21 protein-coding genes are annotated in these 24,629 nt (G+C 42.0%); 5 read left to right on the top strand and 16 right to left on the bottom strand.

Translation table 11 applies throughout. The features are described from left to right. The first annotated feature begins 209 nt into the window (after positions 1–209). From JCM16418_RS13370 to JCM16418_RS13350, 5 genes are read left to right on the top strand one after another with little or no spacing between them, the layout of a single operon-like run. Positions 210–986, top strand: a complete 777-nt coding sequence (locus JCM16418_RS13370) for an ABC transporter ATP-binding protein (protein ID WP_036649676.1) — start codon at positions 210–212, stop codon at positions 984–986. 50 nt (positions 987–1,036) lie between these two features. Beyond that, positions 1,037–2,071 (top strand): aliphatic sulfonate ABC transporter substrate-binding protein, encoded by a 1,035-nt coding sequence (locus tag JCM16418_RS13365; protein ID WP_036649674.1) that lies wholly within the window; start codon positions 1,037–1,039, stop codon positions 2,069–2,071. A 20-nt stretch (positions 2,072–2,091) separates the two neighbouring features. Continuing rightward, positions 2,092–2,943 carry an ABC transporter permease gene (locus tag JCM16418_RS13360; protein ID WP_036649671.1) on the top strand — a complete coding sequence of 284 codons (852 nt, stop codon included), beginning with the start codon at positions 2,092–2,094 and terminating at the stop codon, positions 2,941–2,943. Beyond that, on the top strand, positions 2,943–3,710 hold the full coding sequence (locus tag JCM16418_RS13355; protein ID WP_242403837.1) for an ABC transporter permease: 768 nt from the start codon (positions 2,943–2,945) through the stop codon (positions 3,708–3,710). The genes JCM16418_RS13360 and JCM16418_RS13355 overlap by 1 nt, the downstream gene beginning before the upstream one ends. Before the next feature lie 37 nt (positions 3,711–3,747). Further along, complete coding sequence (locus JCM16418_RS13350; RefSeq protein ID WP_036649667.1) at positions 3,748–5,109, top strand: LLM class flavin-dependent oxidoreductase; 1,362 nt, start codon at positions 3,748–3,750, stop codon at positions 5,107–5,109. Between the two features lie 82 nt (positions 5,110–5,191). Here JCM16418_RS13350 and JCM16418_RS13345 read toward each other — a convergent pair whose 3' ends face one another. The 16 genes from JCM16418_RS13345 to JCM16418_RS13275 all read right to left on the bottom strand — a co-directional run bounded on the left by JCM16418_RS13345 (position 5,192) and on the right by JCM16418_RS13275 (position 24,527). After that, positions 5,192–6,493: a DEAD/DEAH box helicase gene (locus JCM16418_RS13345; protein WP_036649664.1), complete on the bottom strand. Its 1,302-nt coding sequence runs from the start codon at positions 6,491–6,493 to the stop codon at positions 5,192–5,194. Positions 6,494–6,660: 167 nt separating this feature from the next. Beyond that, positions 6,661–7,590, bottom strand: coding sequence for a metallophosphoesterase family protein (locus JCM16418_RS13340; protein WP_036649662.1), 930 nt, complete (start codon positions 7,588–7,590; stop codon positions 6,661–6,663). Between the two features lie 4 nt (positions 7,591–7,594). Next, the gene (locus JCM16418_RS13335) at positions 7,595–8,833 is read right to left on the bottom strand and encodes an alpha-L-fucosidase (protein WP_242403836.1); all 1,239 of its coding nucleotides are present in this window, start codon (positions 8,831–8,833) and stop codon (positions 7,595–7,597) included. Between the two features lie 34 nt (positions 8,834–8,867). Continuing rightward, on the bottom strand, positions 8,868–10,301 hold the full coding sequence (locus JCM16418_RS13330; protein ID WP_036649658.1) for a helix-turn-helix domain-containing protein: 1,434 nt from the start codon (positions 10,299–10,301) through the stop codon (positions 8,868–8,870). 20 nt (positions 10,302–10,321) lie between these two features. Continuing rightward, a complete protein-coding gene (locus JCM16418_RS26360; protein WP_256203056.1) occupies positions 10,322–10,453 on the bottom strand; it encodes a response regulator in 132 nt (43 codons plus the stop codon). A gap of 22 nt (positions 10,454–10,475) precedes the next feature. Beyond that, positions 10,476–12,245 (bottom strand): cache domain-containing sensor histidine kinase, encoded by a 1,770-nt coding sequence (locus JCM16418_RS13325; protein ID WP_036649656.1) that lies wholly within the window; start codon positions 12,243–12,245, stop codon positions 10,476–10,478. A 152-nt stretch (positions 12,246–12,397) separates the two neighbouring features. Next, entirely contained in the window at positions 12,398–14,026 is a 1,629-nt protein-coding gene (locus tag JCM16418_RS13315) for an extracellular solute-binding protein (RefSeq protein WP_036649650.1), read from the bottom strand. A 66-nt stretch (positions 14,027–14,092) separates the two neighbouring features. After that, complete coding sequence (locus tag JCM16418_RS13310; RefSeq protein ID WP_036649647.1) at positions 14,093–14,977, bottom strand: carbohydrate ABC transporter permease; 885 nt, start codon at positions 14,975–14,977, stop codon at positions 14,093–14,095. A gap of 13 nt (positions 14,978–14,990) precedes the next feature. Further along, the gene (locus tag JCM16418_RS13305) at positions 14,991–15,956 is read right to left on the bottom strand and encodes an ABC transporter permease (RefSeq protein ID WP_242403835.1); all 966 of its coding nucleotides are present in this window, start codon (positions 15,954–15,956) and stop codon (positions 14,991–14,993) included. A gap of 225 nt (positions 15,957–16,181) precedes the next feature. Continuing rightward, a complete protein-coding gene (locus tag JCM16418_RS13300; protein WP_306304784.1) occupies positions 16,182–17,765 on the bottom strand; it encodes a DUF4091 domain-containing protein in 1,584 nt (527 codons plus the stop codon). 185 nt (positions 17,766–17,950) lie between these two features. After that, on the bottom strand, positions 17,951–19,720 hold the full coding sequence (locus JCM16418_RS13295; protein WP_036649645.1) for a glycoside hydrolase family 35 protein: 1,770 nt from the start codon (positions 19,718–19,720) through the stop codon (positions 17,951–17,953). A 22-nt stretch (positions 19,721–19,742) separates the two neighbouring features. Beyond that, positions 19,743–21,020, bottom strand: a complete 1,278-nt coding sequence (locus tag JCM16418_RS13290) for a Gfo/Idh/MocA family protein (RefSeq protein ID WP_036649643.1) — start codon at positions 21,018–21,020, stop codon at positions 19,743–19,745. A gap of 79 nt (positions 21,021–21,099) precedes the next feature. After that, positions 21,100–21,813 (bottom strand): type 2 periplasmic-binding domain-containing protein, encoded by a 714-nt coding sequence (locus tag JCM16418_RS25930; protein ID WP_242403834.1) that lies wholly within the window; start codon positions 21,811–21,813, stop codon positions 21,100–21,102. Then, on the bottom strand, positions 21,810–22,628 hold the full coding sequence (locus JCM16418_RS25925; RefSeq protein ID WP_242403833.1) for an extracellular solute-binding protein: 819 nt from the start codon (positions 22,626–22,628) through the stop codon (positions 21,810–21,812). The genes JCM16418_RS25930 and JCM16418_RS25925 overlap by 4 nt, the downstream gene beginning before the upstream one ends. 37 nt (positions 22,629–22,665) lie before the next feature. Then, positions 22,666–23,559: a carbohydrate ABC transporter permease gene (locus JCM16418_RS13280; protein ID WP_373280714.1), complete on the bottom strand. Its 894-nt coding sequence runs from the start codon at positions 23,557–23,559 to the stop codon at positions 22,666–22,668. A gap of 26 nt (positions 23,560–23,585) precedes the next feature. Beyond that, positions 23,586–24,527 (bottom strand): ABC transporter permease, encoded by a 942-nt coding sequence (locus JCM16418_RS13275; protein ID WP_052020284.1) that lies wholly within the window; start codon positions 24,525–24,527, stop codon positions 23,586–23,588. Positions 24,528–24,629: the final 102 nt, after the last annotated feature.

The raw sequence follows: 24,629 nt of genomic DNA, 5'->3' as shown, positions 1-24,629 counted from the left end.
TGTACATTCATTAAACGGAAATGATTGACAACTCTTAAGCGATGTTGTTATTATTACCGCATACGATAATTTCATACGATGAATCGACCAGACAACTGGAGATCTAAATGTATTCTGAAGACATATCTATGAGTGCGTGCGGGTTCTCTATTTTTTTTATCTATATTTCCTAGTAAACTTATGTGAATAATTAAAGGGGGAACAATCAAATGACATCAGAAGTGCTCGTTATTGATGACTTGAATAAAGTTTTCTCCGCCCCTACGGGTAATGTAGTCGCTTTAGAACATATTCAACTGAAGGTACAACAGGGTGAATTTATAACCATTATTGGTCCCAGTGGCTGTGGGAAAAGCACTTTATTAAAAATCGTAGCTGGAATTGATACCGAATATGAAGGCTCTGTCACCTTGCATGGTAAGCCTATTGAGGGACCAAGTATCGAAAAGGGATTTATTTTTCAAGAGCCTCGGTTATTCCCTTGGTTGACCGTAGAAAAGAATATCGCAGCGAACCTATCACTCAAGAACCCGGAAGTTCGGAAGAAAGTAGATGAGTTAATTGAATTAGTTCGTCTACAAGGTTTTGAACAATCATATCCTCGGGAGTTGTCCGGCGGGATGGCTCAGCGGGTCGCGATTGCTAGAGCACTACTTCGAAATCCGGATGTACTTTTACTGGATGAACCCTTTGGGGCGCTAGATGCTTTTACAAGATCACACCTTCAAGAGGTACTCCTCGATATTTGGCAAAAGAACCGCACCACCATGTTATTTGTAACCCATGATTTGGATGAGGCCGTTTTCTTAGGTCAACGCGTGATCATCATGAACCCACGTCCAGGTCATATTCGAAATATTCTACCGATTGGCCTCCCCTTTCCTAGAAAGCGGGCCAGCCATTCATTCCAAGAATTACGACATATCGTGCTGAAAGAATTTGAGAAGGTTGAAGAGCCTCTACTCGATCAGGGCGCAGGGATATAACAGTTATCAACAAATAGATAGAAATAGATGTTCGAGGGGGAGAGATTGTAATGAATAAATTTCGTTTTGTATTCGCCGCCATACTTACCTTATCCATCGTGATCACTGGATGCGCTAGCAAAGAAGCTGATAAATCAACAAGTGCAGCTGCAACACCATCATCTAAGAAAGAGACCTCGTACGAAGGACTTACAGTGAACATTGGAGTGCAAGGCAGCGGAGGCTTATTCGGAAAGGCACGCGAGGAAAAATGGTTCGAGCAAGAATTCGAAAAATTAGGGGTAAAGGTTGCTTGGGCTGAGTTCCAGAGCGGACCTCCTATGACAGAAGCTATGGCTTCGAATCGTCTTGATTTTGCGGGTCTTGGGAATATGCCCGTTGTAGCTGCTCAAGCTGCTGGTATTCCTTTTAAAATTATCTCTGAAGCTCTCGATGGAAAGAACAATGTCGCCATTATTGTGAAGAAGAATAGTTCAATAAAGTCGATTACCGATTTAAAAGGTAAAAAAGTGGCTGTCGCTAAAGGCAGTAACGCTTTTAATTTCCTGTACCGTGGACTCGAAACTGGGGGTTTAAAGGGGACGGATATTGAGGCAATCCAGCTTCAGCCAGATGAAGCTCAAGCTGCATTTGAAACAGGCGGTGTAGACGCGTGGGCCACTTGGGACCCATACATTACACTTAATACGTTAACGGATAAAGGAACCGTGCTCGCTGATGGAGGACAACTCGGCGTGCTCTCACCTTCCTTCTATATTGTTCGTCAAGAATTTGCGGATAAATACCCTGATCTTGTAACGCTCTACTTAAAGGTACTAGAGAAATCAAGATTATGGGAAGATAGCCATCTTGAAGAAGCACAAAAACGATATGCCGCGGAATATAAAGTTCCTCTACCTGTTATTCAGGGGATGAGAACTCGTTCCACAGGAATTAATATCCCCGTAGCGGATGATGTCGTAGCTGAGCTCCAAAAGACAGCTGACTTCCAATTTGAAGTGAAGAATATTCGCAAGAAAATTGACGTCTCCAAAGTGGTGGATAACCAATTTATTACAGAGGCTTTGAAGAATAAACTACCTTAATGTGAGAAATGAGGGCTACTATGCTGGAAGCAAGAATAGAAAACACAGCGACAAGTCCATCGATTAAGCGAAAGAAACAGCGGCAACGCCGTGGTCTTTCCATACAAATAACAAATGCAATGTTAGGTGTACTTCTTCCTGTTGTACTGATTACGATCTGGGAGATTGCAGGTGTGATGGGAGCCTTGAACCCAATCTTGCTTCCCGCACCAAGCATGATTTTGCAGGAGTTTATTAATTTATCCGCATCTGGTGAGCTTGCTAGCCATTTAGGTATTTCCGCTTGGCGCGCTTTGCTAGGATTTCTATTAGGCGGAGGTCTTGGCCTTGCGGCAGGCATATGGGTTGGGTTCTCCATCAAGACAGAGCGGCTACTTGATCCATCTTTACAAATGCTGCGGACGCTCCCCCATCTTGCACTCGCTCCACTGTTCATTCTGTGGTTCGGGTTTGGAGAGACATCCAAAATATTGCTTATCGCCAAAGGTTCTTTTTTCCCAATGTACGTAAACACATTTCTTGGTATTCGTAGTGTTGATGGTAAGTTATTCGATGTTGCACGGGTACTGCATTTTACCAAATGGCAATTAATCTCGAAATTAATCGTACCTGCTTCACTTCCTAATATATTTCTAGGTGTACGTCTATCCATTGGGGTAGCTTGGCTCGGTCTCGTTGTCGCTGAAATGATGGGCTCTACTTCAGGTGTTGGATTTATGATTAATGATGCTCGTTCATTCTCCTTAACAACAGTCGTATTTGTAGGCATTATTGTATTCGCTGTGGTGGGTAAGCTAACCGATTCTCTAGTGAAATTGCTTGAGAAACGCCTCCTACGATGGCAGGACAGCTTCAAAGGAGGCGGATTCTAATGCTTCTTCGTTTACCGAGACCCTTACATGGTTTGATCGTTCCTCTAATTATTATCGTAATCTGGCAAGTGATTGGTTCGCTTCACGTCCTATCTCCAACCGTATTACCCAGTCCATGGGATATCGGGCGTCAGTTTGTAAACTTGGGACTTAGTGGTGAGCTTTTCGAACATTTAGGCATCAGCATGTATAGAGCTGCCCTAGGATTCTTACTTGGGGGAACAACTGGACTACTGATCGGGTTATCTACTGGGCTTGCTAAAATGGTTGAACGCACATTAGATCCTTCCTTGCAAATGTTACGAACCATTCCTCTTCTAGCGCTTATACCACTATTTATTCTGTGGTTTGGGGTAGGTGAGTTTTCAAAAGTTCTAATGATCGCTTTAGGCGCATTCTTCCCAGTTTTTGTGAATACATTCCTTGGTATTCGCAATGTAGATCAGAAATTATATGAAGTATCAAGCATTCTTCAATACTCTAAATGGCAGCAGCTAACACGCCTCATTATCCCAGCAGCCTTACCTAATATTTTACTAGGCATCCGCTTATCCATAGGAGCATCTTGGCTTGTCCTTGTCGTTGCGGAAATGATGGCCACAAGCTCAGGCATTGGCTATATGATTCAGGATGCAAGAGCGTATTCAAACACCGATATCGTGTTTGTTGGCATTATTATTTTTGCAATTGTGGGGAAATGCTCCGATACCATCGTCCGTATCCTTGAGGGCAAATGGCTTCGGTGGCGCGACACCTACAAAGGTTGATATACAGAACTTATACTTGAGAGGTAGGTACATTCATATGGCAACTAGAAAAGAACAACTTCATTTAGGGGCATTTATTTATTTTACAGGTCATCATCATGCAGGTTGGCTACACCCCGAATCCGGTGCCGAGGATATGTTTAGTTTCGATATGTACCGTCAGCTTGCCCAAACGGCGGAGCGTGGCAAATTTGACATGATGTTCTTAGCCGACCTATTATATGCTACACCTTATGACCAGGCGACTACCGGCATGTTAGACCCACTAACCCTATTATCTGCTTTGTCCGCGGTTACGAGCAAGTTAGGTCTGACGGCAACGGTATCTACGACTTATAATGAACCTTATAATGTAGCACGTAAAATATCTTCACTGGATCATATTAGTGAGGGAAGAGCTGGCTGGAACATTGTCACCTCGCAGCTCGACATTGAAGCTCATAATTACGGTAAAGAGAAGCATCCTGAGCATGGTCTTCGTTATGAAATGGCCCGTGAATTCGTTGAAGTTGTGACCCGTTTATGGGATAGCTGGCCAGAAGATGCATTGGTGCGTAACCGTGAGACCGGACAATTCATCGATGCATCTAAGCTTCAAACGGTGGATTATAAAGGACAATGGTTCTCTTCCAAAGGTCCGTTGAATGTTCCTAGATCTCCGCAAGGTTACCCTGTGCTAATCCAAGCGGGTTCCTCGGGTCCTGGACAGGATTTCGCAGCAAGCTTTGGCGAAGTGATCTTTACCGCCCAGCAGTCGCTTAGCGCTGCGAAGGCATTCTACGAAAGCGTGAAATCTAAATTAAGCAACTATGGTCGTTCACAGGACTCACAAAAAATTATGCCTGGACTATCACCGATTATTGCGGCAACCGAAGAAGAAGCTCAGCGTAAATATAAACAGTTGCAAGAGCTGATTTCTCCTGAGGCTGCGGTGGCCACCCTTTCGGGTATGTTACAATTTGATCTTTCAAGTTATCCTGTCGATCAACCACTACCTGACATTCCAGATCCGGTAGCAGCATCCAATGGAATGAAGAGCCGCGTACAATTAATTATGGATATAGCACGTCAAGAGCAATTATCGATTCTGCAATTAGGCCGCCGTATGCTTGAATCCCGTGGACATTTACAGTTTGTTGGAACATATGAACAATTAGCTGATCTCATTCAATTGTGGTTCGAGGAATATGCCTGCGATGGGTTCAATATCATGCCTCCTGTCCTTCCAGGAAACTTGAATGAGTTTGTAGATCATGTCATTCCGATCTTACAAGCCCGCGGATTGTTCCGCACCGAATATACAGGAAATACACTGCGAGAACATTTAGGTCTGGTAAGACCCGAACCGGGGCATTTTCAGACTGAGGGTAAGACAGAGCAAGTTGGATCAGGGATATAAAAAAAACGGCAAGTCTCTCATTTATTCGGAGACTTGCCGTTTTTATCATTTCAGAACTATATAACAAAGGTAAATAAATAAATTACTTACTTGCTTTGCTACCTTTTTTAAACCATTCGGACTTTGGCTTGCGTGCTGGGTTAGCCTTCGCATTCGCATTTGTCTTCGGTTTGCCTGGTTTGTAAGAAGGTTTATATGAAGACTTCGCTTTAGCTGACTTATCTGCCTTTTGCGGCTGAGCTCTGTTCAGCATTGGATATTCATGATCCTTCACTTCAGGAATCGACTTTCCAATCAATTTTTCAATATCCTTAAGGTACGGAAGCTCTTCTACTTCACAGAAGGATATCGCAATTCCACTAAGTCCCGCTCTACCTGTACGACCGATACGGTGAACATACGTTTCTGGAATATTGGGAAGGTTAAAGTTAATGACATGCGATAACTCATCGATATCAATACCACGTGCTGCGATATCCGTCGCTACCAATACTCTTGTTACCCCATTCTTGAAGTTATTAAGTGCCTTCTGGCGGTCATTCTGCGATTTGTTGCCATGAATGGCCTGAGCAGAAATATTCGCATGGGTTAAATCTTTCACTACGCGGTCAGCCCCACGTTTGGTACGTGTAAATACGAGTGCTGTCACAATGGATTTATCTTGTAACAGGAGATTCAATTGCTTCTGCTTGTTCCCTTTATCGATCAAATACACCGATTGTTGGATACGCTCTGTTGTTGAAGATACAGGTGTGATTTCTACCTTCACTGGATTTACCAGAATGGACTTAACCATCTTAGAAATTTCAGGAGGCATCGTTGCGGAGAAGAATAACGTCTGTTTCTTCGCTGGCATCTTCGTAATAATCCGCTTCACATCATGGATAAAGCCCATATCGAGCATTCGATCTGCCTCATCAAGAACTAATATTTGAACGTATTGCAGATCAATACGCTTCTGATTAATAAGATCGATCAATCGGCCTGGGGTCGCAATAATAATATCAGCACCGTGATTTAATGCACGTTCCTGCACTTTTTGAGATACGCCGCCCACGATCGCCGTGCAACGTAAATCTGTGAATTGGCTGTATGCTTTAATGTTGTCCGAAATTTGGATTGCAAGCTCTCTGGTTGGTGTTAGAATTAACGAGCGAATTCTGCGTACCGCAGTAGGCTTACTTTGCTGCTTACTTAACAGTTGAAGTATTGGAATCGCAAATGCGGCCGTCTTTCCTGTTCCGGTTTGAGCGCAGCCAAGCAAATCTCTTCCTTCTAATACAGCGGGAATGGATTGTTCCTGGATAGGGGTTGGTGAAGTGTATTTTTCTTTTTCTAAAGCTTTTAAAATTGCGGGTATAAGATTGAGGTCATTAAATGTCATTGGGTCTCCTTAGTTTAAAATACATGTATTCTTAAGCGTACGTAAATTCACATCATACATATAGTGTTTCCACATTCCGTTCATATACGTCATAACAAATAAGGATACCACAACTAAGGATAAAAAAAGAAGCGGAATTTTTGTCCACTTCTTAAAAGGAGTTCCTATTATGGAGTATGTACAGGCTGTTCGTGAATGACTGTACCATTACTCAGATGTAGCCAAGTATCGAAAGCTCTCGATCCCTCATGTAACTGAATGACTCTGGCTCCAATTGGAATGTCCTTATCCCAGAGAACATAACTTGATGATCGTCCGTAGCATAGACGAATACCCTTAAGTTCGCCCCAGTAATCATTCCCATGATCATGTCCGACGAAGGTTCCCATCACATCACCCATCTCTAACATGGCCGTAAATAGTCCACTATTCACCTTAGGAGAGCTAACCTCGTCCCATTTCTCCCCGTAACAGATGCCTGTATCCCATACTTCTTGATACTCAGGCAATGGGATATGGAAGAAAGCTAAGGAAGGTATAGGACTCCCGCCATTGCTCGCCTTGAAGGCCGACGATTGTGCCATATACCATGCGATTTGATCGCTGTGAATCCAGTCGTACCCTCCAACTTGAGAAAGCGGTGAATAACTACCACTATCCATAAAATAAAGGATTGCTGCTGTATTCTGATCATGACCAGACAAACGCAGTACGAAGTTACCTACTCCGCTGACATGGTCTGCCGACTCTTCCGCGACACAATAGGGATGACTTAACTGTATTTCCATGAGTCGTTCTCTGCTGATTCCCTCTTCCGATTCCGAGTCATGGTTACCGAAAATAGCTACCCAAGGAATTTGAAGTTCCTCCGCAACTGATACAGCATCTCGGAATGACCTTTCTGGATCTTTGCATCTCAAACTGCCAATCACATCTCCTGCAAACACAACCAGATCAGGCTGCTCAGCACAGATCACTTGGCGCATCATCTTTGCGGTTTGTTCATTTAATGAGGCTACATCATCCATAAACTCGGTATCCGAAAACTGAACAATTTTATAGTTGCCATTCTTATTAAACTTTAGTGTGCTATCCATTCTTTTACCCCCCTACATAATAAAATGAAATGTGATGAATGGCAGGAATACCTACTGTGTTGGTAACCGTAATCGTTATCCCTTGGACTTTAATCGAAGGAATTCGGATAATTGCCTTATGACCTATATTTTGGCCCTCATATACGATGATTGGACGCTTCGTTTTTTCGGTAATCACACTAATTTGAAAGCTTCGCACATGTTCTCCAAGCGATAAATCCTCTTGAATTACAATATGATCAAGCAGATGTGGCTGAGCAGGCTCATACACCCACTCCAACTGGTTATGCTTACATTGTTCCAACGTGGCAATCGGGTTCTCAAATCTTCTGCGGATTTCAGCTCCCATCGCTTGTAATTGACTTGTATCTTTAGCAGGTAGCAATCCTTGTCGATCTGGACCAATATTCAGTAGTAGGTTAGCACCTCGTCCTACGGAATAATAGTATATGCCCATGAGTTGATCTAACGTTTTGACGGTGTGCTCATCCTGATCGCTATAGAACCAATTTGCACGCATTTGTACATCACATTCAGCCGGTAACCATAACTGTTCACCTAATGCTTCCTTCTGTTCGGTTAGTATCGAGAATTCCGTCGAATCTACCACATTCCAACACGGAATAGGCGCAATTCCATCCTCATTACCTACCCACCTGAAATCAGGATCTCCCATATTAAAAATAGAGATGTTTGGCTGAAGGCGGCGAATCTCTCGAATAATTCGTACCCAGTCGTATTCATGATCCTCTGATCCGCAGCCATCGAACCACAGGATATCAATATCTCCGTAGTTGCCTAGCAATTCTGTAATTTGATTCACAAAATAGTCATCATAAGCCTTTGCATTCTGGTACACACCCGCAGAGCCGTCAAATGGAGAATAGTATAAGCCTGTTTTCATATCATATTTACGACAAGCATCTATGAACTCCTTAACGACATCCCCCTTCCCTTCTTTCCAAGAGGATTGTGCGACAGAGAAGCTCGTATATTGTGAAGGCCAGTTAGAGAATCCATCATGATGCTTAGCCGTTAATACGGCATACTTCATTCCCGCTTCTTTCGCAGTACGTATCCATTGTTCACAATCTAAATCGACGGGATTAAATACGGAAGGAGAAGACATTTCTCTTGTATCGAAATCAACGTAACCCTCATAAAAGGTTCGCAGACCAAAATGCACAAACAAGCCAAACTCCCATGATTGATATGCAAGTTGTTTCGGGGTCGGTTTGATCATCGACTGACTTAACATTAGAGCACCTCATTCTCATTCAATTTATGTTTGCATTTGTACGATACTCGCTGGTGCTTACACCGGTATATTCTTTGAATTTCTTATAAAACCAATCTAATTCCTGATAGCCGACTTCTTGCGCAATTTCATACACCTTTTTGTCGGTATATAATAGAAGCTCTTTCGCTTTCTCCATACGAATCTTCAATAAATAATCATTGAAAGATATACCTTCCTCCGCTTTAAACAGCTTACCTAGATATACAGGATGGAGATGAACTTGTTCAGCAATTTGCTTCAAGCTTAAGTTAGAACCAAATTGCTTCTCTACGATTTGTTTAACGGTAAGCACCATTTTCACGGGCTGAGAAGGTTTTTGTTGCGATAGAAACTGAATAACCACCAAGCATTTGTCTTCTACATGCTTAAATAATAAATCGAGTTCTTTATATTGGAGGAAGTTCTTATAATTACCTAGATCTAATTCAAAAATTTGATCATCATCTCCCCCGCGCTCTTGAACCACTCTTAGCAACTGCACCAATATTTCCACAACGGTAGATTGTACAAGTGATTTGGGTGTCTCGGCATTCAAGAACTGTTCCTTTTGCTTCTTGATGTTAAAAGAAAGGGCATCTTTATTCTGCTCTTTAACCGAATCGATGATCGATAAGACGCCTTGGGTCTCCAAAGGCTTCAGTTTCTCAGGATCATCTGGGAACTGCGTAGCGGAGAGAATGGTTTTGCTTCCTAAGAAAAATCTTCTTTCCAAAATCTTCTCAGCTACAGCATAGGATTTAGGGGCATCATGCAGTGAATTCACAATGGAGCCGATCCCAATCGTGATCGGGACCTTAACGCATTTTTCAATAAACATCATAATTTCTTCGGCTTTTCCAAAAATGTCTGTGTCGTGCCAGACCTCACTCGTATGAAAGAGAACGACACCAAATCGTTCATCCGAGATCTCAAACAAATGGCCATGTCCATCCATTAGTTCTTCAATTACATTTCGTGCAGCAAATCGCTTCGTTTGAATTTCAAAATTCGTCTGGTCGAATTTTGTATCCTCCATGAAGTCAAACTCAATAATAAGACAGCAAATTTGAGCACAATCTTGAATGTCTATGCCAAATAGACTAAATCGATCATTTACTTCTTCCTCACGTAACAATCCCTGTGTCCACTTCTTCATCAATTGATCGGTTATCGCAGGAATGCCATAATGTAATTGTCTATTGAGCATGTTCTCATGCGTAATTTCATTCCTTATATTCACTAATAATTTAGACAAATCTTCTTCTTCAACAGGCTTCAATAAATAATCTTTCACTCCGTACTTCAAACATGTTTTTAAATAATCTATTTCTTGATACCCACTCATAATAATGACGGGAATATTAGTGAACTTTCTGATCTCTACCAAAAGTTCAAGCCCATTAATCCCCGGCATACGGATGTCGGTAATCATCAGTGAAAACCGATGTTCCCTCAGGAGCTCGAGTGCCTGTCTTCCATTAGAGCTTCTCCAGTAATAGCAAATCCATATTGTTCCCAATCTAAAGCGTACTTGATAGCATCTATAGCACCTGATTCATCATCGACTAACAGCACGGCATCCATCGTAATCCCTCCCCGGCCATCCCTACATCCATAATGGAATAATAATGGTTACACTCGTCCCTTTGCCCTCTTCACTATACATAGATAATCCATACTCGTGTCCATACTTACAGGTTAATCTTTGATGAATATTCCGCAGTCCAATATTCTGTTCGTGCTCCATGCTAGAATCATTTAAATGTTGCCTGATTTGGTTCAAAGCTGCGAGTGGAATCCCAGGGCCGTTATCCCTCACTGTAATATGATATCGATCATGATCCATCACCTGCGATTCGATATAGATATGGGTTTCATTCTCATTCTTCTCCAGTGCATGAATGATCGCATTCTCCACCAACGTTTGAAGTGCCAGACGCGGGAGTTGATACGTACTATGCTCCTTCGGAATGTTGATATGATAGTGTAATCTGTCACCAAATCGGTAGGATTGAATACGTAAGTAGGTATCTACAATCCCCATTTCTTCATCCAACCTTACAACAGAGCCGCTTTTACCTAACACATTACGAAAAGATCTAGCAAGTAGTTTAATAATTTCCGCGTTATCTTTATCGCCTTTCTTAAGCAGACTTCCCCGGATGGCATTCAGCGTATTGAATAGGTAATGGGGATTGATTTGCGTCTGAAGTGCATACAGTTCAGATTCCTTCGCCTTCAATTCTAGCTCCTTACCATTCATTCCGATGTCATATACCTCTTTAATTAATAGACTATTTCGTAGCATCATTTGATTATAGATTCTACCTAATTGGGTAATCTCATCATTCCCCTGTAAAGCGATATGAGAATAGGTTTCACTTACATTATCCTTTCTCATCTTTGACGCCAAGATCATGAGTCTCTTCGTGAGTTTTCTCGAAATCATATACATCGTAATCACTGAAATGAATATAGAAGAGATGAACAAAATAATCGCTATTCTTCTCATCTCCGTTACCTTGGTTGTTAGCTCCCCAGTCGGAGTTAACACAATCGTCTTCAAGCCGCGAACACTAGTGCGAGAATTCAAGCTTTTGACCGTCAATAAATATCGCTCGTTCTTCTCTTCAATGTATACCGCCTTATTCGCTTTCGCTTGCTCAACTTGATGATAGAAATCGTATTCGCGAATATCGCCAGGTGCTTTAGTATCTAGGAAGCTATCTAAGATGACCTGGCCGTTTGGCAAACAAACGATAAAACGCTGATTTTTATTTTCCTTCGAAATAAGACTCTCCAGCAGTTGTTCCTGTAGATCGAGCGTGACGTAAACCGGAGAGTTAATAACCGGATTGTTCATTCTCTGTGTCAGACGAAACACGCGAAAGCGGTAGTACGGGTCAATTCCTAAACTGCTCCACGACTTGGCTAGTCTTTGGCTCGAGTGTTCCGCTGCCTTATACCAATCAGACTGACTAATCTCATCATTTATCCATTTCACATCTGCAAACTGAAAGGTTGGATTATGGGTATACAATGTTAATTTGAATATATTTTTGGACATACGAACCATGTCTGCATAAGGCAAAAAATAGTCAAAATAAACTTCTTGAGCATCCGTAATCTTGTCATATTTCTTCAATAATTTATGCTGTAAATCCGAATTCGTATATAGTGAATCAATCATTTGCTCATATGACTGTAATAGTGAATCAATGTTTTGCGCTAGCTGCGATGTAGAGAACTCAACATCCTGCTCCATTTTTTCCATTAAAATATCACTCGTGTATGTAGTCATGGAATACGTTAGGGTACCTAATAGAAGAATCATTACGATGGCTGTGTTAAAAAACATTTTTGTCCTGATTTTCATAGGCCCTTATCCTCCACGAAAACTTGATTAATCCGTTCATTACCATATTTTCAGAATGATTAGGGCAGAACATCACCTCTGCCCTAAATCCTTCCGTAGCCATAAGCCAATCTTGTAGGGTCATCGTAGATTTCTTCATCTTGTATAGAATACTATTTTTGTGTCGCCTTATTGTAAACTTCAATGTACTGCTTCCATTTCTCTGTCCACATCTGTTCAAGATTCTTCAGTCCTGCTTGATCTAACTGCCCAACATAGCTATTCCAAGCGGCATCGAACTCACCTTGTGTTTTGGCCAAAATCATTTTCGGTGTTTCCTTCTGCCATGCTTGCTCCATTTTTTTCATGATCGCTGTAGATTTCTCCGGAGCATTTAACTGCCACAGATAAGCAGGGATATATTCTGGCTTCGCTAAGAAATCCGCCCAAATCTTCTTATTATATTTCTTCAAGATGTCCTTCGTCGCATCATCATAATTTCCAGCAATAGCATCCGCTGTCAAAGGAGTGGCATAATCACCATCGTCTAGTTTCGCCCCGTCTCCAAAGCTGAACATACTATTCGAGCTAGCTAAACCTTCATTAATTAAGTAATCCGGATCTCCCTTAATTTGATTATTCACTTCTTCTTTACGAACGCGTTTGCCTTCTACTACATCGTAATGCTGTCCTTCGATTCCCCAACTGATTAATTTCTGTCCTTCATCCGTAAATAAATAGTCAAGATATTGAATGATTCGCTCTGGATGTTTGGCATTCTTTGTAATGGCCCAGTTATTTCCTGAGCTGGACGGGGTCACCGTATTCGAATGATCTTGAACATTCTCATCAAAGTAAAGAGGGAACTTCGCAAATTCACGATCCGTCTTACCCGCAGCAATTAAAGAACTTTCGGGTCCACCCAGTACCCATTGTGGAAAGAATCCAGCCAGAATACGACCCTGAGCAAGCTTCGTACTCGCTGTCTCATAATTCAAACTAAAGATTTCTTTATCCAGCATTCCGGCATTTTGCAGCTTATTCAAAAATCCATAATATTTCTTCGTATAATCTGATGTAAGAGCAACATGAACATTATTATCACTGTCGATTGAGAAGCGTCCATGGTCCGGTAATCCAGCTGCATTGACAGAAGGATTATTATAAGTCAGGTCTGCCCCTGCACCTGAGAACGCAATGGTTTCTTTTCCATCCATTGTTGGATGCTTGGTCACATACGCTTGTAAAACATCAAACAGTTGATCTAATGTCTTGATTTGTGGATACCCTGCTTCCTTCAATACGTCATACTGTACAACAAATGACCCTTGAACGTTAGCTGGCGTTTCTTTGGAAAGATTAACGTTACCCAACGAATAAATATGTCCGTCTTTGTCACGTAGCAGATCATAGAATTTGCCAAACTTTTTCTTAATGTTCGGTCCATACTGATCAATTAGATCTTCCATTGGCTGAAGAGCGCCGCCGTCTCTATATTTCGATATATTATCTACGCCCATATTTACGATATCCGGATAATCTTCTGATGCGAGCCAAATTTCATACTTTTGTTTTGCTTGGTCAGCACCACCAATAACAGGCATGTATTCAAATTCGACTCCTGTTTTTTCGGATATCATTTTTTGAATTTTTGTATCCGCTTTCATCTTGGGGTCTGTCGTACTAATCGTATACTTGACTGGTCCAGTGTCATCTGTTGTTTCTGAGTTCTTCGACCCACAACCAGCCAGTGAAAATGTAGAAAGAGTAAGTACTAATGTAATAGCTAACAACTTTTTCAATTACAACACCCTCTTCTCTTCTTTTTATTATATATCCTAAACAGATAAATTTCTGCTTGGTATCCGCTATTCTTTCATTGCGCCGACCGTCATGCCTTTAATGAAATACTTTTGTAGAAAAGGATAAATGAAAATGATTGGCATGGTGACAATAACGGTCAATGTAGCTCGAATCGATTGTGGCGTCGTCTGGGCAAGAACATTCTTGTCCACATACCCTGTCGCGTTACTTGACACTTGATTCGTTGATTGAATGAGTATTTTCATAAGTTCGTACTGGAGAACGCTTAGATTTTCTTTGCTGTTATATAAATAATTATCAAACCAAGAGCTCCAATGCCCAACAGCTACGAATAACGTAATCGTCGAAATGACAGGTAAACTAATCGGTAGAATAACACGGAACAAAATACTGATATCACTTGCACCTTCGACTTTGGCGGATTCGATCAACCCTTCTGGCAATTGCTCAAAGTAGCTTCGAATGATAATCACATTAAACACGCTGATCAGCCCTGGAATGATGTACACCCAAAATGTATTCGTCATGCCCAAATTTTTGATCAACAGGTAGGTTGGAATAATCCCCCCGTTAAGATACATACTCACAATTAGAATGAGGTTGATGGGTTTACGGAACATATACTCTCTACGAGATAACGTGTAAGCGAGCATCGCGGTACATAATACCGATAGCGCCGTACCGAGTACAGTCCTCGCCACCGAAAGAATCCCTGCATGAAGCAGCGAATCGGATTTAAATACGACCCTATAGTTATCGAGCGTGAACTCATTTGGAAACACATAGACCGCACCTCGAAGTGAGTCTAGCGAATCATTAAAAGAAATCGCTAATAAATTCAAAAAAGGATACACGGTAATCATTCCTAATGCAGCTAAGAACATATAGTTGATCACACTAAAGGAAATATCTCCAATTGATCTGCGCATATTTCATCTCCCCCTAGAACACACCGGATTTGCCGGTTCTACGTGCTGCATAGTTAACCATGACAACAAGGATCACACTGACAATACTTTTGAATATACTTAGCGCTACACCCGCTGAATACTGCTGTGAGCCAAATGATAAATTCAGAGCATACAAATCTAGCACTTCTGAATAGTCAATGACTAGTGGATTGCTTAACAAAAATTGAGATTCATATCCCGCATTAATAATCGATCCCACTGACAAAATTAATAGAATCATCGCGGTCGGCATAATTCCTGGAATTGTAATATGCCATATTTTATTAAACCTGTTGGCCCCATCCACATCGGCAGCCTCATACACTTCTTGATTCAGTCCAGCAATAACAGCGAGATAGATAATCGTACTCCAACCAATTTCCTTCCACAATCCAACTAACGTATGGATCACCCAGAACCATTCACCTTTACCCATGAAATAAATCGGTTCTTTGATGAATCCCATATTCATTAGCAGCGTGTTAATAAAGCCACCATCAGGAGATAGAAAGGTGAGAACAATATTCGCAATAACAACCATAGATACAAAATGCGGAATATACGTCAACGTTTGTATCGTTCGTTTGAAGAAGGATGCACGTACCTCATTGAGCAATAGTGCAAGGACAATTGCGCAAACAAAACCTGTGACTAGACTGAGTATGCTCATGACGAGGGTATTTCGGAGCACTCTAAAGAATTGATCATCTTCAAATAGCATTGTGAAATTCTCGAGCCCCACGAATGAACTGCCTGTTATTCCTTTCGCAGGAGAATAGTTCTGAAAGGCCATAATCCAACCCCATAAGGGAACGTAATTAAATAGAATCAGGATAAGAACAAAGGGAATGGATAGAAGTATGAGCTGATACTGCCTACCCATTTTTCTAAAATAGCTCTTTCTTTTGTTGGACCCTTCTCTTGCAACGGTTCTCGAAGCTTCCATTTTCATATGCATGCTGTAATCACCCAACCTTCCTTCATGTAATATGTAAGGGCTTTCTTTTATTATCAAAGATAACCCCATCCTCAACAACCTGTGCATTGCAATCTAAAAGCCCTTGAAATTAAACCAAATTTCTTTCTCCATGGCTGTTATCTATCATCACTTGAAATAAAAAACACCCTATCCTTGGATGGCTGATGAACAGCCTAGGATAAGGTGCATTCATTTCATTCTTGATTACAATAATGATTGGATGGCCTGATTGATTCGTTCCCTACGTGATAGTAACCATTCATGATCTCTTGGATAGGAGGTAAATGTAATCTCACAGGAAAGTTCATCCTCAAGTAATTTCATCGTATCTTCTCTTCCTATAAGGCTTTCCAACAGTTCGAGCGCTCGTATATCTTGCAGTGCTTCATAGAACACCTCTAACCGTATCGATTCGATGGGTCCTTCAGGTCCGGGATACACAACATAGGAATCACCTGATGGAAATGCTAATTCCGCGTCTGTTGTTTCGAACGGATTAATCGGCGCTATAGCAAACTGAGAGTACCAGAAATTATATCCCCAATGTAAGAATCCTGCCATCTTAAATTTATACATCTGCATGCCAAGAATTCGATTACGTGCAGAAGGCATGTTGAAGAAGCGGTTTGATACGTGAGTGTACTGTGCACAACAATAATAAGTCCACAAATGGTCCACTTGGTTCGATAAGAAAGGCTCGATATGATCATTCGCTGGAATCGGATTATTAATTAGTCCTCGTTCATAGAATTCATAGTCGGATAATGCATCAATAATCGGATAGTCGCCCACATATTCCTGCATGATGTTACTTGCACTCGTATACCACGGTAAGTGTTCTAATACCGGCTCATCTGAGATATGGAAATAGCTGCGGTCTTTCAGAGAATTCGCCTCTATGAAGCTTGTAAGGGCAGGAAGGAATTGTTTGAGAAAGCCTGTATAAGCCTCACCCATGGCGTCGGTTTCCCAACCGAAAATGCGCGAATACGATCCATTCTCCGTCGCCATAATCTTCGGAGCATGTTTCGCTCCCCATTGTGTGAAGAGATGTGAGAATTCAATATATTCGACTCCACTTCGATTACACATATCGATCCATTGCTGTAGGCGATCAAATCCAAAGGTGTACCTTTCACCCTCCTTCAGAACATCGACGAGCTGGACCGTGGGACGCTCACCGCCTATTTTTGTATCCAGAGGAGGCGTAAACAGAGGTGTCAGGAGCATATTCATACCATGCTTAACGGCTGTATTCACATACTTCTCAATGAGCATCCAATGGGCATCACTAAACACATCCACCTGATACTGTGTTGCGATGCAATCCGTATGAAACCACTCGGTATGGATCAGCTTCTGCTTGGGTAATTCAGCCGCAATAATCTCAAGCTCAAATGTTTCCTCTGATAACAGAGTGCCCACTTCATCTTGAAAAACTGTTCGTAGAGGATATATGCCTGGTTCTACTGTACCGTCGAGCGCAACCGTTATCCAGATCGAGCGCCATTGGTTTGGGATTGCATTCACTCTTCGATTCAAATCTATTGGGAACAATGGGTCCGGATATAGCCCCGGCTCTGATCGAAGGATATGCTCATCATGGTCAGGAAAGCATGGTAATTCGGAAGGTACTAATCCTACTAATCTAGTGGATACTTGACCCTCTAGCTCGCTCTCTATATGGATCTGCAAATCCCGTAGTTCGAGTGACATGTTGAGCGCGGTAAGCAATCTGGAATGAGAATACCTCATTCCTGAAGGCAGATGTCCTTTTAAATCGTTCACCTGAAAACTCTTGATCGGGAAATACCTTCACAAGAGAGCTAACACATTTCGTTTCTAATGTAGATACCATGTACAAGTTACCTCCTTAGTCTATCGGAAAATCAAATTTAAGATTTAGTATGTGTTTATGTTGGAGGTTTGCCAACCTGTCCAATCAAAGGACTTACCCTTCATGGCTGCATTGCTCATCCCAAAATAGCATGGTTGAGAAGCGATACCCTAGGATCTTTACAACCATGTAACTCAAATAATATAATCTCGTTCCTACCTACTTTTAAGAAAGGTGCAGGTATATATAACGTCTTCTGCGGTCCGATCTCCCAATACCGACCAAGGTTATGACCATTGATATATGCCACGCCTTTCGTCCAGCCCTCAAACTCCAGAAATGTGTCCGCAGTCTGATCCACATCAAAGGTTCCTTTATAGAAGGTAGAAGTTTCTTGCCTTCCTTGTATGTCTTGCATATTGAATTGCTCGCTTGCAAAGATAAGCTGCTCTACGTTATCAAGAGGAAGGGTATGTATCGTCCAGTCATATAAAAATTGGTTACCTAACCGTACGCCCTCTGTAATCCCTTTCGGATCGTTCATAAACGGACCATAATTAATACGACCCAAATTTTCGACGAGGATTTGTAGCTTAGCGCCTTCTGCTGGAATAACGATCTTCAGTGGCTGAACGTTATGCATCCGATCAATAACACCTTGGTATTCACCATTCATAAAGATAAGTGCACGGTCGCGAACTTCCTGAATGATAAGATCACTGGCTGCCCGAGGTCCAGTGACCTGTGTGGTATATAGAATAAAACCATAATCCTGACCTAGCTGCTCCATCGTCTCTGGAACGGTTCTCTGCACGGGCTGTGATAGCTGGGATAGGGCGTCAAATAATGAAATCTGTGCGGTCAGTTGAACCTGTCCATAGCTCCTTGTCTCAATCGGTTCAGGAAGCTCCAGCTCCGGCAACTCCATATGCTTTGCAAGTACTTCACGGAATGCATAGAACTTGTCCGTTAGCTCACCACTTTCACTGATTGCGGAATCATAGTCATAACTTGTAGTTGTGGGAGCATATCCATCTTCTCCACAATTTGCACCATTATAGAAGCCAAAATTAGTTCCGCCATGGAACATGTAGAAGTTAACGGATGCATTCGCTTGAAGCATTTCCTCGAATACTTGAGCAGCATCTGCTGCATCCCGTGTATGATGTAATTTCCCCCAGTGATCAAACCATCCATTCCAGAATTCCATACACATATACGGTTTATTTGGCTGGTATTCTGCAAGCTTAGCAAAGGCCTCCGTCACACGTGATCCAAAGTTAACGGTTTCCAATACATCGGGAATCATCCCGCCCTGTAGCATGAAATCTCCCGGACCGTCCGAGGTAAACAGCGGAACCTGAACATCACGCGAAATCATCGCTTCTTTCAGATATTGCAGATACAGCTTGTCGTTCCCATAGCTCCCATACTCATTCTCAATCTGCATTGCAATAATTGGACCGCCATATACACTCTGAAGAGGTGTAAGCTTCGGCAGAAGCACATCGTAATAAGCATCCACATGATCAAGGAATGGCTTGTAATGACAACGTAGCTTCATTGAAGGATCTTTGAGCAGCCAGGACGGCAATCCTCCAAACTCCCATTCTGCGCAAATATAAGCGCTAGGTCTTACAATGACATGTAACCCAATCTCACCTGCAATCTCGATAAAAGAAACAAGGTCCGCCATCCCCGTAAAAACAAATTTGCCTTGGTGAGGCTCGTGCATATTCCAAGCTACATAGGTTTCCACCGTGTTAAAGCCACATGCCTTCAGCTTCTGAAGACGATCTCTCCAGTATTCAGGCACAACTCGAAAATAATGAATAGCACCGGATATAATCCGCAGCGGCTCTCCGTCTATCACAAACTCATTTCCTCTAATCTCTAAATTGTTCATGAGGTTAGTCCCCTTATGTTTATTATTTCACTGCTGATGACATCATTCGTCTCGTAAATTCGCGTAACTCGATCAACTTCCCTTTATGAAGTCTAGATTCCTCAGCGGCAAATGCCATCATATGACTGCGTACCGATACCTTTGCAGAAGATAAGCTTTCTCCTTCCCGCTGTCCATAATGGCGTACTTCATCTATAAATGAACGGATGATACCAAAATCCCCACCACCATGTCCTGATTCAGAATTTTCAATCTTCACCATACGTTTTTCCTTCGTTACAAAGTTATGAATCGTAATCGAATCATCCTCCATGTTGCCACGAATATCGCCTTTCGTTCCCATAATTTGCACGATACGGGTATTGTCTTGAGTAAATCCACACATGCTAAATGTCGCTGTCGCACCGCTGTTAAATTCCATATTCACGACTTGATGATCGACCACATTATTATCCGTCTGATACACACATCGGCCGTAAGGTCCTGTGCGAAGCGCTTCCATAATTCCCTCGTCTGTATAATCTTCGGTTATCTTTCGCGCCCATCCCCGGCCTTCGCCCATATAGTAATTGACCGCATGATATTGGCATTCCTTCTCCGCTGGGCATCCCTCTATGCAGAAGGCGGGTGCTCCCTCTGGCTTATTCCCTTCATGAAAATGCATTAACGAACCAAATGAACTCACACGTTCACAAGGTTCATCCATAATATACGATAGAATGTCCATGTCATGACAGGATTTTTGTAAAATCATGGGACTCGACATATCTCGATTCCGCCAATTGCCACGCACAAAACTATGCGACATATGCATGTTTCCTACATTTTCATTTAACTGGACAGAAACGATATCTCCGATCGCTCCTTCATCTATCTCTTGCTTAATCGTCTGCCAAAATGGCGTATAGCGCAGCACATGGCAAATGGTTAATAAGCGATCTTGAGCTAATGCTTCCTGTTCCATCTGCACACATTCGCTTGGAATGGGTGACATTGGTTTCTCTAGCATGACGTGATAACCTAACCGAAGCGCTTTAAGCGTGGGCTCCAAATGCATATGATCCATCGTGCAAATGATAGCTGCATCCGCAAGCTTTTCGTTAGCCAGAATATCTACCCAGGAATGATATTGCTGTTCTTCGGTTAATTGATGAGCCCTTGCCAAAGCTTCACGCCGCTCCTTATTCGGGTCAGCTACACCCACAATCCTTAAGTCCTCTTGATGTTCTATTGCATACGGAGCATAAGAGCGCATTCCCCGGTCGCCTGCTCCGATCAGAATGGCTGTCATCGGTTTCATTACAATTCCTCCCCTTTGGATTTCATTATAAGAAGGAGTGTCTAGTAATATTTCATTTCGACACTCCTCCATTATATTGTTATTTATTATTAACTTTGGCCTGATATGCTTTCGTCATATCATCCGCAACTTGCTTTAGCGTAGGATCATTACGTAATTGGTCTATTAATTTATCATAGTTCTCAATCGTATCTTTACCGATGATTACTTTAGTACGCATATCCGTCACCTTCTTGCTAATTTCAGGATAGTATTTGTTGTACGCTTCCGAATACAAATCAAGGCTAGGATAAGGCGTTTTGATCTGTTTACGCTCATTGACAATTTTAACATTACGATCATACACATCATCTGGCATACCTACACCACCGATTGACATATCATCACTGATTAAGTGAATCAAATTGTTCATGTTGCCGTCACCCACATGATCCTTAACACTTTCAGGAGTCGGGATTTTACGACCGTTCTCCAGTTTATAATCGACACCTTCAATCCCATACGTAGCTAGCTCGTTACCCTCTTTACCGTAAGCATAATCGAAGAATTCCAGAATCTTCTTAACCTTATCTTCGGAAACCTTCTTCGGAATCAGATAAACACCATAGTATGGAGAACCGGATGGAGTATATTTCTCCCCCGCAGCATTCGCTAGATACGTAAGCGGCATATAATCTGCTGTTGGGACCACTTCACGGATTTTGGAACCCGTCACCCAAGCATGGTTCATAGACTGAGACGTTCCGCCAGCTTTACCTCCGCGAATCAAATCAACGGTTTGCGAGTATTTCATAATTGCAAAATCTTTCGGAAATAATCCGGCTTCAAATGCTTCTTGCCCCAGAGAACCGCATCACGAGATGCATCTTCTGTTATGATTGGAACGAGCTTGTCATCCTTCAATTTCCACTGTCCTTGAACTCCATTAAATACACCGTATACGAAACCCAGTGTATCAGGATTAGCCGCGTAAGGAACTTCATCCGCTTGACCATTGCCATTCGGATCTTTCTCCTTAAATGCCTTCAGTACATCAAAAAATTGATCCATATTCGTAGGAGCTTCAAGCCCTAGCTTATCCATCCAGTCCTTACGTAGTAGAGGGAATGCCCCTCCCCCATAACTAGGATAATAGCGTGGAATGGAATAATTCTTGCCGCTGATCTTGGAATCAGACCACATTTCAGCTAGCGTTGGTGCACTGAGGTTAGGATAATCTTTGATATATGGTGTCAGATCCCAGAATACACCCTGCCCGATCATCTTCTGTAGCTGCGGGTTTACTAGTGTTTCGACGAACGTTACCTCCGGTAAATCTCCAGAAGCTAGCATGACATTAATTTTTTCTTCCGAAGTCGATGGCGACAGCCACGTAATATCTAATTTGGTATTCGTACGTTTCTCGAACTCTTTCCAAATGACATTCGTATTATCAATAAATTCGGTAGCATAATTAAGCGTCTGAATTTGAATCTTTGTTGGACCCGAGGAGTCTGCAGATCCGCCCTTCGAACCTCCACATGCCGTTAATATAACACTAGATCCCAAAACGATAAGCATTGATTTCATGAACAAGGATTTTTTCATCTGTTTACGTTGTTGAACCATTTCTATGACCTCCTTATATTAGTAACTTTGTATATCATCATTCCTTCACAGAACCAACCATTGCGCCTTTCGCAAAGTGCTTCTGTAGGAATGGATAGACCAGCATGATTGGGATTGTTGCAATGACCACTGCGGCCATTTTCAATGTTTCCGTTGGCATCTGTCTGTTCATTTGAAGAGATACAGAATTCTCTCCACCGCCACCCATCGTCGTAGGGTCAACGAGCATATTTTGCAAAAGGACCTGTAGTGGCCACTTCGACTGCTCATTAATGAACATAATTCCATTGAAATAGGTGTTCCAATAACCAACGGCAAAGAATAATCCAAAGGCAACAATCGCAGGCATGGATAGCGGAATAATAATTCGCCAGAATACACTAATTTCAGTACATCCATCAATGCGTGCAGCTTCATCAAGACTATCAGGAATACTATCAAAGAATCCTTTCATCAATAGGACATACCAACCGCTTGTCAACGAAGGTAGAATCAGTGACCATACACTATCGATAAGACCCAAGTTGCGCACAACCATATAGAGTGGTACGAGACCCGGTGTAAATAAGAATGTAAGTAAGATCATGAACATCATCGTTTTACGGAAACGTAGACGTCTACAGGATATGGCATACGCCAGTCCCCCCGTAACTATTAGACTTAAAGCCGTACCTACCGTGGATAGAAAGATACTGACCATTAAGGAATTCATGAATAATCCGTTATCCAGCAAATACTTATAAGCATCGAGTGACCATTGCTTCGGCCATAAGATCAAATCCCTTGTGTAATACTCCGTTGGATCGGTGAATGAAAGCACAATCGTATAATATATCGGGAAAATCATAGCTAAGCTAAAAAGAATGAGAATGCCGTTATTCGAAAATGAAAACAGGCGATCTTTCCAGGTTGTATTGAGTTCCATAATCATCTAATGTATCTCCTTTCCGGTGTCCCTTAATATAAGCTCTCCTCACCAAAACGTTTAGCAACCTTATTCGCTGTCACGACCAGAACCACACCCACAACAGATTTGAACAAGCCAATAGCTGTGCTGTAACTGAACTCGCCCTGCCTGATTCCCACACGGTATACATAGGTATCGAACACTTCGGCCACCTGCGTTACTGCAGCGTTCATCATCAGATACACTTGCTCGAAGCCAGTATCCATGATCGTACCTAAGCGTAAAATGAATAGAATCATAATGACATTTCTCATCGCTGGTAACGTAATATGCCACATTCTTCTGAATCTGCCCGCTCCATCCATGACTGCTGCTTCATATTGCTGAGGATCAACACCTGCTATCGTGGCAAGGAAAATAATCGTCCCCCATCCGACTTCCTTCCAAATGGACTGCACCGTGAGCATACTCCAGAAATACTTCGGATTGGATAGAATATCTATGGTGTTCTTATCCATCGCCGCGAGCAGTTTATTAAATAATCCTTCCGATTGAGAGAACATGAGAAAAGTAAGACCATAAATCAAAACCCATGATAAAAAGTGAGGAATATAAATGAGCGATTGAACAACACGCTTCATGACCTGATTTCGTACCTCATTCATCATAAGCGCCAATATAATAGGTGCCGGGAAAAAGAAGACGAGGTTCATGACGCTAATCCCCAGCGTATTCCGCAGCAGCATCCAGAAATCTGGATTTGAAAAGAATCGGGTGAAATGCTCAAACCCTACCCACTGGCTGCCAAATATCCCTAGATACGGGGAATAGTCCTGAAAGCCAATGATTAAATTCGTAATAGGAACATATTTAAAAATAATAAAGAACAAAATGCCTGGTAGAGCGAGTAAATACAAATACCGATCTCGTTTTAAATCTGGCCATATTGGCCGTTTCTTGTTTAAATGTTGGCCTGAATATGTTTTATCCATATTTGGTGTTCGCATCGATCGTCCTCTCCTTCTCTGGTTGGTTCATAACAAAAATGTAACCGCTTACTAAATTTCGTGCAATTTGACTTTATTTCTGTGACT

It is taken from the genome of Paenibacillus pini JCM 16418 (assembly GCF_000576305.1).
GTDB classification, from domain to species: Bacteria; Bacillota; Bacilli; order Paenibacillales; family Paenibacillaceae; genus Paenibacillus_AQ; species Paenibacillus_AQ pini.
Note: the sequence above shows the minus strand (reverse complement) of the source record. Positions and strands in the feature narration are given on the sequence as shown.